9 protein-coding genes are annotated in these 15033 nt (G+C 72.8%); 8 read left to right on the forward strand and 1 reads right to left on the reverse strand.

The features are described 5' to 3' along the window. Positions 1 to 436 precede the first annotated feature (436 nt). The 6 genes from sbnA (at position 437) to GMA12_RS11245 (ending at position 10604) form a co-directional block, all read left to right on the forward strand. Positions 437 to 1504: a 2,3-diaminopropionate biosynthesis protein SbnA gene (sbnA, locus tag GMA12_RS11220; protein ID WP_156269580.1), complete on the forward strand. Its 1068-nt coding sequence runs from the start codon at positions 437 to 439 to the stop codon at positions 1502 to 1504. A gap of 23 nt (positions 1505 to 1527) precedes the next feature. After that, positions 1528 to 4401 carry a Pls/PosA family non-ribosomal peptide synthetase gene (locus GMA12_RS11225; protein ID WP_156269581.1) on the forward strand — a complete coding sequence of 958 codons (2874 nt, stop codon included), beginning with the start codon at positions 1528 to 1530 and terminating at the stop codon, positions 4399 to 4401. Continuing rightward, positions 4398 to 6914: a non-ribosomal peptide synthetase gene (locus GMA12_RS11230; protein WP_156269582.1), complete on the forward strand. Its 2517-nt coding sequence runs from the start codon at positions 4398 to 4400 to the stop codon at positions 6912 to 6914. Before GMA12_RS11225 ends, GMA12_RS11230 begins: the two co-directional genes overlap by 4 nt. A 20-nt stretch (positions 6915 to 6934) precedes the next feature. Further along, positions 6935 to 7954, forward strand: coding sequence for a TauD/TfdA family dioxygenase (locus GMA12_RS11235; protein WP_156269583.1), 1020 nt, complete (start codon positions 6935 to 6937; stop codon positions 7952 to 7954). Next, positions 7945 to 9024, forward strand: a complete 1080-nt coding sequence (gene sbnB, locus GMA12_RS11240; RefSeq protein ID WP_156269584.1) for a 2,3-diaminopropionate biosynthesis protein SbnB — start codon at positions 7945 to 7947, stop codon at positions 9022 to 9024. Before GMA12_RS11235 ends, sbnB begins: the two co-directional genes overlap by 10 nt. Positions 9025 to 9191: 167 nt before the next feature. Then, positions 9192 to 10604: an MFS transporter gene (locus GMA12_RS11245; protein WP_156269585.1), complete on the forward strand. Its 1413-nt coding sequence runs from the start codon at positions 9192 to 9194 to the stop codon at positions 10602 to 10604. Between the two features lie 83 nt (positions 10605 to 10687). On the opposite strand, the gene GMA12_RS11250 is transcribed toward GMA12_RS11245, so the two are convergent. Then, positions 10688 to 12109, reverse strand: coding sequence for an NAD(P)H-quinone dehydrogenase (locus tag GMA12_RS11250; protein WP_162459751.1), 1422 nt, complete (start codon positions 12107 to 12109; stop codon positions 10688 to 10690). A 78-nt stretch (positions 12110 to 12187) separates the two neighbouring features. Between GMA12_RS11250 and GMA12_RS11255 the strand changes: the two genes are divergently transcribed. After that, positions 12188 to 13009: a purine-nucleoside phosphorylase gene (locus GMA12_RS11255; protein WP_162459752.1), complete on the forward strand. Its 822-nt coding sequence runs from the start codon at positions 12188 to 12190 to the stop codon at positions 13007 to 13009. A 107-nt stretch (positions 13010 to 13116) separates the two neighbouring features. After that, on the forward strand, positions 13117 to 14964 hold the full coding sequence (locus GMA12_RS11260) for a phospho-sugar mutase (RefSeq protein WP_156269587.1): 1848 nt from the start codon (positions 13117 to 13119) through the stop codon (positions 14962 to 14964). The last annotated feature ends 69 nt before the right edge of the window (positions 14965 to 15033 follow it).

A 15033-nucleotide genomic window follows, 5' to 3' on the forward strand; every position in this document is an offset into this window, starting at 1 on the left:
CTTGGACGATGATCCCTGACCTGCGGTTACTTTGGTGACGTCGCATCAGACATGGGGCTCGAGAAGGCGTTCGGGGGAACGCGCCACGGGCCGACACCAGCCGCGAAGCGGTCCTCGCTTCCATCCCGGATGGGACACCACCATGCGAAGAATTCCCAGTGCAGTCCAGGCCGCCGCCGTCGCGGCAGGCACTCCCGAGCTACGAACCCTGCCGTAGCAGGGAACCCACCGACGTCGATCGCACCCGCATCGCAGCCCTGCGCTGCACCGGTCACCCGAGACGGTGCTCCCCAGGAGGGACACCCTTCTCGATCGGCACGCCGACAGGAGATCCCCTGCGGCGCCGATTGCTCCAGCGACGCGCCGGCCCGCACCCGAGGCACCGTCCCTCGGCGGCCCCACAAGTCGAGCGCACGACCACAGAACGAGGGAAACCATGCCCATCATCAGGCATCCACACCAGTTCAACGAGCCGAGCCTGTTCATCGACCTGGACGGCGTGCTCAGCCACCACCTCTACCTGAAGATCGAGGGATTCAACCTCGCCGGCTCGATCAAGCTCAAGCCCGCCGTCGAGATGGTGGAGCGAGCGGAGCGAGAAGGGAGGGTCGGCCCCGGTTCCGTGCTCGTGGAGTCCTCCTCGGGAAACCTGGGCGTGGCGCTCAGCATGATCGCTGCCAGCAAGGGGTACCGCTTCGTGTGCGTCATCGATCCGCGCTGCAACCCCGCGACCCGGCAGCTCATGGAGTCGCTCGGGGCGCAGGTGGACCTGGTCACCGAGCCGGATCCGGTCGACGGTCTCCTCGGGGCCCGGCTGAACCACGTCCGGGACCTGTGCGCGTCCGACGACCGGTACGTCTGGCTCAACCAGTACAGCAACCCCGGCAACTGGGGAGCGCACTACCGCTGGACCGCCCCCGAGATCGCCGCGGAGTTCCCGGAGCTGGACGTGCTGTTCGTCGGCGCCGGGACGACGGGCACCCTGATGGGGTGCGCCCGGTACTTCCGGGAGCACCGCCCCGACGTCCGGATCGTCGCGGTCGACGCCGTGGGTTCGGTCACGTTCGGCGGCCCGCCCGCCACCCGCCTGATCCCGGGGCTGGGCATGAGCGTACGACCGCCCCAGCTGGACGAGTCCCTGGTCGACGACGTGGTGCTCGTCGAGGAGCTGGACACGGTGCGCACCTGCCACCGCCTGGCCGGGCACGGGTTCCTGCTCGGCGGCTCCACCGGGACCGTGGTCCACGGCGCCATGACCTGGCTCACCGACCACCACGCCCGGGACGTCACGGCGGTGGCCATCTCTCCGGACCTGGGCCGCCCGTACCTGGACACGATCTACCAGCCCGACTGGGTGCTCGACCACTTCGGGGCCGCAGCGCTCGCCCGCGACGACGCGCCGGCGGCTCCGGACCGGCGGCCCTGCCCGGAGCCACGGCACCGGACCGCCGCACCGGCGACTGATTCCGTGGCCACGTCCTCCCCCAGGAGCCCCTCGCAGTGAAGAAGCTCGCCGAAACCCTTCCGATGTCTCCGAGCCGCACGGTTCCCGCGGTTCCCAGGGTTCCCCCGAGGAGCAGCCCTCCGTCCGCACCGGCGCCCGAGGCGCCCGGTGCGGACGCGCCGCTCGAGCGCCGCCTGGCGGACCTGCTCGCCTCCGTGGTGCAGCTGGACGACGTCCCCGTGGACGCCGACTTCTTCGGTGACCTGGGCGCGGACTCGCTGGTGATGGCGAAGTTCTGCGCCCGGGTGCGCAAGCAGCCCGGCCTGCCGGCCGTGTCCATGAAGGACGTCTACCAGCACCCGACGATCGCGGCGCTGGCCGGAGCTCTGGCGCCGGCAGAGCCGGTGTCGGTGCCGGTGCAGGACCGGCTGGCCGAGGTGCTGACCGCGGTGCTGGGCGGGAAGCAGGTGCCGGTGGACGCCCACTTCTTCGACGACCTGGGCGCGGACTCACTGGTGATGGCGAAGTTCTGCGCCCGGGTGCGCAAGCAGCCGGACCTGCCGACCGTGTCCATGAAGGACGTCTACAGCCACCCGACCGTCTCCGCCCTGGCCGCGGCCCTGCACGACCCCACGCAGCAGGACCGGCCGCAGGAGCCCTCACCAGCCCTGGCGTCCGTGCCGGAGACGCCGCCGCCCGCGGACGCGCGGACCTGGGAGTACGTCGCCTGCGGCGTTCTGCAGGCCCTCGTCTACCTCGGCTACTGCCTGCTCGCCGGCGGGCTCGCGGCCGTGGGATATCAGTGGGTGTTCCCGGACGCGGGGCCCGGCAACCACCACTGGGTGGGTCACGGCATGAGCCTCTGGGAGCTCTACCTGCGGACGGCCGCCTTCGGCGCGGCCTCGTTCCTGCTGCTGTGCCTGCTGCCCGTGGCGGGGAAGTGGATCCTCCTCGGGCGCTTCCGGCCCCAGGAGATCCGCATCTGGAGCCTGGCCTACTTCCGGTTCTGGCTGGTCAAGGCCCTGATGCGCACCTCGCCCCTCGCGCTGATGACCGGCTCCCCGCTGACGCCCGTCTACCTGCGGGCCATGGGCGCCAGGGTGGGCCGCAACGTGACGATCCTGACCAGCCACCTGCCGGTCTGCACCGACCTGCTCACGATCGGGGACGGGACGGTGATCCGCAAGGACGTGTACGCCAACGGCTACCGCGCCCACGGCGGCGTCATCCAGGTCGGCGCCGTGACGCTGGGCCGGGACGTGATCGTCGGCGAGGGCAGCGTCCTGGACATCGGCACGACGATGGGGGACGGCGCCCAGCTGGGCCACCGCTCCACGCTCTACACCGGTCAGGTCGTGCCCGCGGGCGAGCGCTGGCACGGTTCGCCGGGCCGGCGCACGGACGTGGACTTCGGCGCGGTGCCCGCCGCCCCCTACCGGCCGTGGCGGCGGGCGGTGTACGGGGTGTCCCAGCTCGTCGCCACGCTCGCCGTGGGGCGCATCATGATGGGACTGGTGATCGTCCTGGTCGTCCTGGCGTTCCCGCGCGTGGCGGCGCTGCTGGAGGCGCATCCGTACGCCTTCACCGACTGGGTCTTCTACGCCGACGCCGTGGCCTTCGCCGGCGTGGGCGTCTTCGGCGGGACGCTCCTGCTGCTCGTCGTCATGACCACCGTGCCGCGGGTGCTCCGGCTCGCGGTGCAGCCGGACACGGTCTATCCGCTGTTCGGGCTGCGGCACGCGGTGGAGCGATGGATCGAGAGGCTGACCAACAGCCCCATGCTCGGGACCCTGTTCGGGGACAGCTCGTACGTCGTCAACTACGTGCGCGCCCTCGGCTACGACCAGCCGCAGCTCCAGCAGACCGGCTCGAACCTGGGCACGCTCTTCAAGCACGACAACCCGTTCCTGTCGACCATCGGCAGCGGCACGATGATCGCCGACGGGGTGTCGTTCATGAACACCGACTACTCGGCGACCTCCTTCACGGTCCGCCGGGCGGAGATCGGCGCGCACAACTTCCTCGGCAACTTCGTGCTCTACCCGGCCGGGGCCAGGACCGGGAACAATTGTCTGCTCGCGACCAAGGTGATGGTCCCCGTCGACGGGCCGGTGCGCCACGACGTGGGTCTGCTCGGGTCGCCGGCGTTCGAGATCCCGCGCTCGGTCCTGCGGGACGCCCCGCTCGAGGAGCACGCCGACCCTGCCCGCTTCCACCGGGTCCTCTCGGCCAAGAACAGGCACAACCTGCGCACGATGGCGCTCTTCCTGCTCGTGCGGTGGCTCAACGCCTCGCTGGCCCTGGTGGCCGCGCTCGCCGCCCTCGAGCTGTCCGACCGGTTCGGCGCCCTGGCCCTCTCGGCGTCCTTCGTGGTGATGCTCCTCGTCGGCATCGCCGTCCCCGTCGGCGTCGAGCACGTCCTGACGCGGTCCCGGCCCCTCCAGCCCCAGCTGTGCTCCATCTACCACCCGTACTTCCGGTGGCACGAGCGGTACTGGAAGCTGCAGATCCAGGCCCGGCGCATGACCATGCTCAACGGGACGCCGTTCAAGCCGCTGGTCTGGCGCCTGCTGGGCGTGCGCATCGGCAGCCGCGTCTTCGACGACGGCTGTTCGATCCCCGAGCGGAGCCTGGTGACGATCGGCTCGCGCTGCACGCTGAACACCGGCACCAACATCCAGTGCCACTCCCAGGAGGACGGCATGTTCAAGTCCGACCACAACGTCGTCGGCGACGACGTCACGCTCGGCGTCGCAGCTCTCGTCCACTACGGCACGACCGTCGAGGACGGCGTCGTCGTCGCCACCGACTCGTTCGTGATGAAGGGGACCACCCTCACCCGGGGATCCCTGTGGGGCGGCAACCCGGCCATGGAGGCCCGGGCCGCCACCCCGACCGCCGCCGTCACGTCCCTCACCGTCACGTCCCCCGTCACCCCGGAAAGGCGCCGGTCATGACCACCACCTCGGGGCCCGTCTGCCGGCCCGTTCCGCAGTCCACCCAGGACCCGGCCGGCGCCCGGCCCGCGCTGCCGGAGCCCGCGCCGACCCGCATCCCGCGATGGACCCGCGACCCCCGGGCAGGCCAGGAGCAGGTCGAGGTGACCGTGCCCGAGGACCTGCGCACCGCGGTGGGTCAGCTGGCCCGCGACTGGGAGGTGGCGCCGGGGGCGATCTGGCTGGCGGCGCACGCGAGGGTGCTGCAGGCGCTGTCGGGCGAGACGGAGGTCACCACCGGCAGCCGGGACGCGGCGGGGACCTGGCCGCTCCGTCTGGACCTGGACCGGCGGTCCTGGCGAGACCTCGTCCGCGAGGCGCACGCCGGGCACGCCTCGGCCCGCGCGGAGCGGCCCGGGCCGGGACAGGCGCGGAACCGGCCCGCTGCTCCCGGGTACGAGGTGGTGTTCGCCCTCCGCCAGGACGCCGATCCCGAGCTCCCGGAGGGCATCGTCCTCGGGGTGTCCCTGCGGTCCGGCACCGGGGGCGAGGCGCTCCGGCTGCGGTACCGCCGGGACGTCCTCGATGCCGCCGCCGCCCGCAGGATCGCCGGATACCACCTGACCGCGCTGCGCCACCTGGTCGCCGACCCCGAGGCGGAGCCGGAGGACGCCGACCTGGTCGATCCGGACGAGCGGCGCCTCCAGCTCGAGCAGCTGGCCGGGCCGGTGCGGCCCCGGCCCCAGCGCCGCTTCCACGAGCTGTTCGAGGAGCGCGTCCACCGGCACCCGGAGCGCATCGCGGCCGTCCAGGACACGCGCCAGTGGACCTACGCGGAGCTGAACGCCCGCGCCAACCGGCTGGCCCGCGCGCTGCTCGCCCGCGGGCTGCAGGCGGAGGACATCGTGGCGGTCGTCGCCGAGCGGGACCTGGAGTGGCTGGCCGCCGTCATCGGCATCCTCAAGGCCGGAGGCGCGTACCTGCCGCTGGAACCGCACTTCCCGCCCGACCGGATCACCAGGACCCTCGTCCGCGCCGGGTGCCGGACGGTGCTGACCGAGGAGGGCAGCACCGCCTCGCTGGACGCAGCGCTCGCGGAGATGCCCGCCGTGGCGAAGATCCTCGTCGAGGACGTCGAGGCCGAGGGGCACGACGCCCACGACCCCGGTGTGGCGGTGCGCCCCGACCAGCTCGCCTACGTCTACTTCACCTCGGGCTCCACGGGCGAGCCGAAGGGCGCGATGTGCGAGCACGACGGGATGGTGAACCACCTGTACGCCAAGATCGAGGACCTGGGGATCGGCCCCGGCGACGTCGTCGCCCAGACCGCCCCCCAGTGCTTCGACATCTCGCTGTGGCAGCTGGTCTCGGCCCTGCTCGTCGGCGGCCGCACCCTCGTCGTCGGGCAGGACCGGATCCTCGACGTCGAGCAGTTCGTCGACACGGTGGAACAGGGCGGGGTCGCGGTCCTCCAGGTCGTCCCGTCCTACCTCGACGCGGTGGTGGCCTACCTGGAGCGGAACCCCCGCGCCCTGCCCAAACTCCGCTGCGTCTCCGCGACCGGGGAGGCGCTCAAGCAGGAACTGGTCCGCCGCTGGTTCGAGGTGCTGCCCGACGTGAAGCTGGTCAACGCCTACGGGCTGACCGAGACCTCGGACGACACGAACCACGAGGTGATGAGTGCCGCACCTGCGGGCGACCACGTGCCGCTGGGCCGGCCCATCCCCAACGTCCGGATCCACCTGCTCGACGAGCGGCAGCGGCTCGTGCCGCTGGGCGCGCCGGGCGAGATCGCCTTCTCCGGGGTGTGCGTGGGCCGCGGCTACGTCAACGACCCGGAGCGGACGGCCCAGGCGTACTCCGACGACCCGTACGTGCGGGGCGCGCGGCTCTACCGGGCCGGGGACTACGGGCGCTGGTCCCCGGACGGCAAGCTGGAGTACCTGGGCCGGCGGGACCACCAGGTGAAGATCTCCGGGTTCCGCATCGAGATCGGCGAGATCGAGAACGCCCTCCTGCGGGTCCCCGGGGTCCGCGACGGGGCGGTCGTCGTGGCGGAGCGGGCGGACCGGGGCAAGCACCTGGTCGCCTTCTACCACGCGCCCGAACCCCTGGACGCCGGTGCGCTGCGCGAGCGCCTGGCGCGGTCGCTGCCCCGGTACATGGTCCCTCAGGTGGTCCAGTGGCAGCCGGCCCTCCCGCTGACGGCCAACGGCAAGATCGACCGCAAGCGCCTCACCGCCCTGGCGGCGGAGCTCGAGCTCGAGGGCGGTTCCCGCGACGCCCCGCGCACCCCCACCGAGCAGTGGCTGGCGGCGGCCTGGTCACGCGTGCTCGCCGTGCCGGAGGACCGGATCGACCGCCGTGACCACTTCTTCGACCTCGGGGGCTCGTCGCTCACCGCCGTCCGGCTCGCCATCGCCCTGGACCGCAAGGTGTCGCTCAAGGACCTCATCAGCCACCCGGTCCTCACCGACCTCGCCACGGAGCTGGACTCCAGGTCCGCCGCGGCCGGCGCACCCGCCCGGCCGTGATCCCACCGGAAGGAACCACCATGACCGCGAACCCCGCCACCTCCCAGGCCTCCGCCCCTCCGGAGCTCGACGTCGACGTGCGGCCGGGTGCGCCCCCCACGGTGCTGGTCCCGCCCCCGGGCGACGCGGTGGCCTGGGCCCGGCAGCACCGGGACGCGCTGCGGGCGACCGTGGCCCGGCACGGGGCCGTCCTCGTGCGCGGCCTCGGGCTCTCCGAGCCTGCGCAGGTCGAGGCCGTCTTCCGGGCCGTCGGCTCCGAGCTGATGACCGAGCGGGAGGCTTTCGCCGCCCGCAGGTCCTACGCGCCCGGCGTGTACTCCTCGGCCACCTGGCCACCGAACCAGCCCATGTGCATGCACCACGAGCTGAGCTACACGCTCCACGCCCCCGGGATGATGCTCTTCGCCTGCCGCACCGCCCCGGCCGCCGGCGGCGTGACCGGTGTCGCAGACTCCCAGGCGGTGCTCCGCGCCCTGCCCGCGGACCTGGTCGCACGCTTCGAGCGCGACGGCTGGATGCTGATCCGCAACTACAACGACGAGATCGGCGCCTCCGTCGCGGACGCCTTCGGCACGGACGACCCCGCAGAGGTCGAGCGCTACTGCGCGGCGAACCGGATCGAGCTCGAGTGGCGGCCCGACGGCGGGCTGCAGACGCGTCAGCGCCGCGCCGCGATCGTCCGCCACCCCGTCACCGGGGAGCGCTGCTGGTTCAACCAGGTCGCCTTCCTCAGCGAGTGGACGATGGAGCCGGAGGTCCGCGAGTACCTCGTCGACATGTACGAGGAGGACGGCCTGCCGTTCCGGACGGCGTTCGGCAACGGTGACCCGATCGGCGAGGACGTCGTGGCCCTGCTGAACGAGATCTACGAGTCGCACACGCTGCGGGAACCGTGGCGGGCCGGCGACCTGATGCTCGTGGACAACGTCCGTACGGCGCACAGCCGCGAGCCGTACGAGGGCGAGCGAGAGATCCTCGTCGCCATGAGCGACCCCGTGTCGCTCCAGGACGCGGCCTCCGAGGAGGAATCATGGCGCTGACGGCCGGACCCGACACGAACCGGAGACAGGACGCCGCGGACCAGCCACCGGCCATCCCGTCCTTCGCGGTCATCTCCGGCGCGGAGGTCGACCAGGCGCTGCAGGGACACCGCGCGGAGATCGTCTCGCTGGTGGAGGACACCTACCGGCTGCACGGCGACGGGCAGACGGTCAACCCGCCGTCCTACTTCCTGCGGTTCCCCGACCGCCCGACAGGCCGGATCATCGCGCTGCCCGCCTCCCTGGGCGGACCCGCTGCCGTGGACGGCCTGAAGTGGATCTCCAGCTTCCCCACCAACGTGGAGTCCGGCATCCCGAGAGCCTCCGCGGTGCTCATCCTCAACGATCCCGCGACGGGCTACCCGTTCGCCTGCCTGGAGAGCTCCATCATCAGTGCCTCCCGGACCGCCGCCTCCGCGGCCCTGGCCGCGGACTGGCTCAGCCGGACGCGGGACCGTCCGACGCGGGTGGGCTTCTTCGGCGTCGGGCTCATCGCCCGCTTCGTCCACGCGTTCCTGGCGGACACGGGATGGGACTTCGACGAGATCGGGGTCTTCGACCTGCTGCCCGGCAGCCGCGAGGGCTTCCGCGGCTACCTCGAGCGCTCCTCGCCCGGGAGCACGGTCACCGTCCACGAGGACGCCGAGTCGCTGATCCGCTCCAGCGACCTGGTCGTGTTCGCGACCACGGCGGGGGAACCGCACGTCACCGACCCCGCGTGGTTCGAGCACCACCCGCTCGTGCTGCACATCTCGCTGCGCGACCTCGCGCCCGAGGTGATCCTGACCGCCACGAACATCGTCGACGACGTGGAGCACTGCCTGAAGGCCCAGACGTCCGTGCACCTGACCGAGCAGATGACCGGCTCGCGGGACTTCCTGGCCGGCACGCTGTACGACGTCATGACCGGTGCCGTGGACGTGCCGGCGGACCGGACGGTGATCTTCTCGCCGTTCGGCCTGGGAGTGCTCGACCTCGCGGTGGGCAAGCACGTCTACGACACGGTCGCCGGTACCGGGGGCCTGCACACCATCGACTCCTTCTTCCACGAGGTCCGTCGGTACGGGTGAGCCCCGCCTCCCCGTCCCGGACCGGCCGGATCTCACCGAGCCGGTCCGGGGCCGAGGAGCGCGGACGTCACAGCGTTCCACGATGTGAGACACAGCACCCACCATGTGGACACCGCGGTTAGCATCGGAGCTTTGACCCCAGCCGCCGCAACCACCGAGGTGTCCTCATGTCCTCACCGGTGACCGGGCAGGGCGCCACCGGCGCCCCCGCCCCCTCGCTCCCCCTGTCCGCCCGCGTGCCCCGCAGCCGGGTCATCCTGGCCTCCCTCGTGGGCACGACCATCGAGTTCTACGACTTCTACGTCTACGCGACCGCGGCCGTGGCCGTGTTCCCCGCCCTGTTCTTCACCGGCCAGGACGAGACCGCCAAGCTCCTGGCCTCCATGGCCACCTTCGCGGCCGCGTTCGTCGCCCGCCCCATCGGCTCGGTGATCTTCGGCCACTTCGGCGACCGGATCGGCCGCAAGGCCACCCTGATCGGCGCGCTGCTGACCATGGGCATCGCCACCTTCCTCATCGGCCTGCTGCCCACCTACTACTCGATCGGCATCTGGGCCCCGCTCATCCTGACGATCCTGCGCTTCTGCCAGGGCCTGGGCCTGGGCGGCGAGTGGTCCGGGGCGGCGCTGCTGGCCACCGAGTACGCCGAGGAGGGCAAGCGGGCGCGCGCGGCCATGTGGCCGCAGCTCGGCGCCCCGTTCGGGTTCATCCTGGCCAACGGCTTCTTCCTGGTGCTCACCCTCGTGATGGGCTTCGTCTCGGTCGCCGACCAGGGCACCGACCACCCCTTCCTCACCTGGGGCTGGCGCATCCCGTTCCTGGCCTCCGTGATCATGGTCGTCGTCGGCCTGTGGGTGCGCTTCAAGCTCGAGGAGACCCCGGTCTTCCAGAAGGCCCTCGACCAGGGCGAGAAGGTCCAGGCCCCGCTGTTCGAGGCCTTCCGCAGCTCGTGGCTGCAGATCGTCCAGGGCACGTTCATCATGCTGGCCACGTACATGCTCTTCTACCTGATGACCGCGTGGATCCTCTCCTACGGCATCGGCAGCCCCGAGAACGGCGGCCTGGGCATCCCCTACCGCGACTTCCTCGTGCTGCAGCTGCTCGCCGTGCTCCTGTTCGCCGCGATGGTGCCCGTCTCCGGGTGGGTCGCCGACCGCTTCGGCCGGCGCAGCTCGCAGCTGGTCATCACCACCGCCATCCTGCTCTTCGGCCTGAGCTTCGGGCTGATCATGGACCCGGCCGCGGTCGGCACCGGGGAGGACGTCAGCATGGGCCGCGTGCTGTTCTTCCTGACGGTCGGCATGACGCTGATGGGCCTGACCTTCGGCTCGATGTCCGCGATCCTGCCCGAGCTGTTCCCCACGAACGTGCGCTACACCGGCTCCGGCGTGGCCTACAACGTGGCCTCGATCCTCGGTGCGGCCATCACCCCGTACGTCGCCGTGTCCCTCAACGCCAACTACGGCGTGGGCTCCGTGGGCCTCTACCTGACCCTGGGCGCGGTGCTGACCCTCGTCGCGCTGTGGTTCTCCCCGGAGACCAAGGACGTGGACATGGAGAACGTGGTCACCCGGCGCTGACCCGCTCCCTCCGCAGCCGCCACACGCGAACGGCCGCATCCCCGACGGGGATGCGGCCGTTCGCGTGTGGCGTGCGGGGCTGCTCAGACGTGCACGTGCAGGCGCCGGGCGGCCTCCGAGATCGAGCCCGTCAGGGACGGGTAGATCGTGAACGTGTCGGCCAGGTCGTCGACGTGCAGCTTGTGCGTGACCGCCAGCGAGATCGGGAAGATCAGCTCGGACGCGCGGGGGCCCACGACGACGCCGCCGATCACCGTGCCGGAGCCCTTGCGGGAGAAGATCTTCACGAACCCGTCCTCCACGGCCATCATCTTGGCACGCGGGTTGGTGGACAGCTTCAGCATGATGGTGTCCGCCTGGTAGGTGCCGTCCTCGATGGACTTCTCGCTCACGCCCACGGAGGCGATCTCCGGCGAGGTGAAGATGTTGGAGGCGACCAGGTGCGTGCGCAGCGGCTTCACGGCGTCGCCCATGAGGTGGGCCACCGCGATCCGGCCCTGCATCGCGGCGACCGACGCGAGCGGGAGCACCCCGGTGCAGTCGCCCACGGCGTAGATGCCCGGCACGGTGGTGCGGGAGACGCCGTCGACCTTGATGTGCCCGGAGTCGGCGCGGGCCACCCCGACCTCGTCCAGGCCGAGGTCGTCGGTGGCGGGGATCGCGCCGACCGCCACGAGGCAGTGCGAGCCGGCGACCTTGCGCCCGTCGGAGAGGGTGACGACCACGCCCTTCTCGCTGCGCTCGACCGCCTCGGCGCGGGAGCGGTTGAGCACGTTCATCCCGCGGCGCTCGAACACGTTCTCGAGCACGGCGGCGGCGTCCTGGTCCTCGCCGGGCAGCACCTGGTCCCGGGAGGAGACGAGGGTGACCTCGGCGCCGAGACCCCGGTAGGCCGAGGCGAACTCGGCGCCCGTGACGCCCGAGCCCACCACGATCATGTGCTCCGGGACCTCCCGGAGGTGGTACAGCTGCTTCCAGTTGAAGATCCGCTCCCCGTCCGGCTGTGCGCTGGGCAGCTCGCGCGGCAGCGACCCCACGGCCAGCAGCACGGCCTGCGCGTCGAGGGTGTACTCCAGTCCGTCGTCGGTGGTGACCTCCACGCTGGTGGGGCTGAGCAGCCGGCCCCGGCCCGAGATCACGCGCACCCCCACCCGCTCCAGGCCCCGCTTGATGTCCCGGGACTGGGTGGCGGCCAGGCGCAGCAGGCGGGTGTTCACCTTGTCCAGGTCCACCGCGAGGTCGTTGATCTCGTTGCCGTCCTTGCTGCCGCGCACGTGCACGCCCAGGTCGGCGGCCTCGGCGAAGCGGGTCATCGCGTCGGCGGAGGCGATCAGCGTCTTGGAGGGGACCACGTCCGTCAGCACGGCCGACCCGCCCAGTCCCTGCTGTTCGACGATGGTCACGTCGGCGCCGAGGCTGGCCGCGACCAGGGCGGCCTCGTAGCCGCCGGGACCGCCGCCGATGATGACGAGCTTCTGGATGGAGAATTCGCTGTGTGCAGTCACCCGGCCATTCTTGCAGAGGTGTACGACGGCGGGACCCGCCACCGCCCCGCTCCCGGACCATGCGGTAACTTGGGGCGGGTGGACACAGCGCACAGCACCCCCGGCACCGACCCCTTCGAGCTCGCCCAGGAGGCCGCCGACGCCCTCCGCCGGGCCACCGGGGTCGACACCCACGACATCGCCCTGACCCTCGGCTCCGGATGGGGCCAGGCGGCCGAGCTCATCGGCGAGACCGTCGCCGAGGTCCCCGCCACCGAGATCCCGGGCTTCACCCTGCCCGCCCTCGAGGGCCACGTCGGCACGCTGCGCTCCGTGCGCACCCCGGCCGGCAAGCACGCCCTGGTGATCGGCGCCCGCACCCACTACTACGAGGGGCGGGGCGTGCGTGCCGTGGTGCACGGCGTGCGCACCGCGGCCGCCGCCGGGGCCGGCACCATGATCCTGACCAACGGCTGCGGCGGGCTGAACCCCGCGTGGGGGCCCGGCACCCCGGTGCTGATCAGCGACCACCTCAACCTCACCGGCCGCTCCCCGTTGGAGGGCGCCACGTTCGTGGACCTCACCGACCTCTACTCCCCGCGGCTGCGCGAGCTCGCCCGCACGGTGGACCCCACCCTCGACGAGGGGGTCTACGCCCAGTTCCCCGGCCCGCACTACGAGACGCCCGCCGAGGTGCGGATGGCCGGCGTGCTCGGCGCCGACCTCGTGGGCATGTCCACCGCCCTGGAGGCCATCGCCGCCCGGCACGCGGGCATGGAGGTCTTCGGCATCTCGCTGGTGACCAACCAGGCCGCCGGCATCTCCGCGACGCCGCTGTCCCACGAGGAGGTCATCGAGGCCGGGCAGGCGGCCGGGCCCCGGATCTCGCAGCTGCTGGCCAGCATCGTCGCCCAGCTCTGACATCGTCGCCCTGCGCTGATTCATTGCCCAGCGCTGACCGGCCCCGGCCGGGCGGGATCGCCCGACCGGCACGCCGCGCACCGGTCCCGTCCCCAGGAGGAGCACCCATGAGCACCGACATCCGTCCCGAGCCCGACCTCCTCGCCGCCGCGCGCGCCTGGGCGGCGGAGGACCCGGACCCCGCCACCCGCGCCGAGCTCACGGAGCTCGCCGAGCGGGCCGCGGCCCGCGACGCCGCGGCCCAGGCGGAGCTGGCAGACCGGTTCTCCGGCACCCTGCAGTTCGGCACCGCCGGGCTGCGGGCCGCCCTCGGCGCCGGGCCGATGCGGATGAACCGCGTGGTGGTGCTGCGCGCGGCCGCCGGGCTGGCCGCCCACGTGCTGGCCACCGCCGGGGACGCCGGCACCGGAGAGGCCGTCCCCGTGCGGGCCGACGTGGAGGACGCCGGTGCCGAACAGGCCGGCACCGGTGGCGCGGGCACCCGGAATTCCGCCGCCGAAAGCGCCGGGCCCGGGAACGCCGCCGCGGCCGGCAGCGGGCCCCTGCGGGCCGTGGTGGGCTACGACGCCCGGTACAACTCCGACGTCTTCGCCCGGGACACCGCCGCGGTGTTCACCGCGGCCGGCATCGAGACCCTGCTGATGCCCTCGGCCCTGCCCACCCCGGTCCTCGCGTGGGCGGTGCGGGCCTTCGCAGCCGAGGTGGGCGTGATGGTCACGGCCAGCCACAACCCGCCCGCGGACAACGGGTACAAGGTCTACCTGGGCGGACGTGCCGTGGCGCCGGAGGCCCGGGGCTGCCAGATCGTGGCCCCGCACGACCGGCTGATCGCAGAGCGGATCGCGGCCGTCGGGCCCGTGGCCGGCATTGCGCGGGCCGACTCCGGGTGGACGGTGCTGCCGGGCAGCGTCGAGGAGGACTACCTGCGCGCGGTCCTTCCCGTGTCCGCGGCAGGGGCGCGGGACCTGAGCATCGTCCTGACCCCGATGCACGGGGTGGGCGGGCGCACCGCCGCGCAGGCGCTGCGGCGGGCCGGCTTCGCCGACGTCCACGTGGTCGCCGAACAGGCGGAGCCCGACCCCGACTTCCCCACCGTCGCGTTCCCCAACCCGGAGGAGCCCGGCGCCCTGGACCTGGCGCTGGCCGCCGCCCGGGCCCGGAACGCCGACCTCGTCCTGGCCAACGACCCGGACGCGGACCGGGTGGCCGTGGCCGTGCCGGTGCCCGACGGCGCCGGCTGGCGGATGCTGCACGGCGACGAGGTCGGGGCGCTGCTGGGCTACGCCGCGGCGGCCCGGTGCGCCGGCCGCGCCGACGCCGTGCTCGCCAACTCCATCGTCTCCTCCCGCCTGCTCGGGCGGATCGCCGCCGCGGCCGGTCTGTCCCACCGCGAGACCCTGACCGGCTTCAAGTGGATCGCCCGGGTGCCGGGGCTGGCCTACGGCTACGAGGAGGCGCTGGGCTACTGCGTGGCCCCCGACGTCGTCCGGGACAAGGACGGGATCAGCGCCGCGGTCGCGGTCGCGGTGCTGGCCGACGAGCTGCGGGCTCGGGGCCGCACGCTGCAGGACGTGCTCGACGAGCTCGCCGTGGCGCACGGCCTGCACGCGACCGACCAGCTGAGCATCCGCGTGGCCGACCTCGGCAGGATCCCGGCGATGACCGCCGCGCTGCGGGACGCTCCACCCGCGGCCCTGGACGGCTCGGAGGTGGTGCGCGCGGAGGACCTCACCTCCCCGGACACCGGCCTGCCGCCCACCGAGGGCCTGCGCCTGCTCACCGCTGACGGCACCCGGGTGATCGTGCGCCCGTCCGGCACCGAGCCGAAGCTCAAGTGCTACCTCGAGGTCGTCGCCCCGGTGCCGGACCGGGCGGGGCTGCCGGCCGCCCGGGCGGCGGCCGCCGAGAAGCTCGCCCGCATCCGCGCCGAGCTCGGCACCGCCCTGGGACTCTGACCGCGCCGTCCGCCCGGAGCGGCCGGCGTCATCCCGGCGCAGCGGCCGCGGCGGGCGCCGGGCGAACCG

The organism is Kocuria sediminis, from assembly GCF_009735315.1.
In the GTDB taxonomy this organism is placed as follows: domain Bacteria; phylum Actinomycetota; class Actinomycetes; order Actinomycetales; family Micrococcaceae; genus Kocuria; species Kocuria turfanensis.

Excerpts from the sequence above, each read along its gene's own strand:
- GMA12_RS11225 (WP_156269581.1), top strand. The coding sequence starts at position 1,528 with ATGTCTCCGAGCCGCACGGTTCCCGCGGTTCCCAGGGTTCCCCCGAGG.
- GMA12_RS11245 (WP_156269585.1), top strand. The coding sequence starts at position 9,192 with ATGTCCTCACCGGTGACCGGGCAGGGCGCCACCGGCGCCCCCGCCCCC.
- sbnA (WP_156269580.1), top strand. The coding sequence starts at position 437 with ATGCCCATCATCAGGCATCCACACCAGTTCAACGAGCCGAGCCTGTTC.
- GMA12_RS11235 (WP_156269583.1), top strand. The coding sequence starts at position 6,935 with ATGACCGCGAACCCCGCCACCTCCCAGGCCTCCGCCCCTCCGGAGCTC.
- GMA12_RS11260 (WP_156269587.1), top strand. The coding sequence starts at position 13,117 with ATGAGCACCGACATCCGTCCCGAGCCCGACCTCCTCGCCGCCGCGCGC.
- GMA12_RS11230 (WP_156269582.1), top strand. The coding sequence starts at position 4,398 with ATGACCACCACCTCGGGGCCCGTCTGCCGGCCCGTTCCGCAGTCCACC.
- sbnB (WP_156269584.1), top strand. The coding sequence starts at position 7,945 with ATGGCGCTGACGGCCGGACCCGACACGAACCGGAGACAGGACGCCGCG.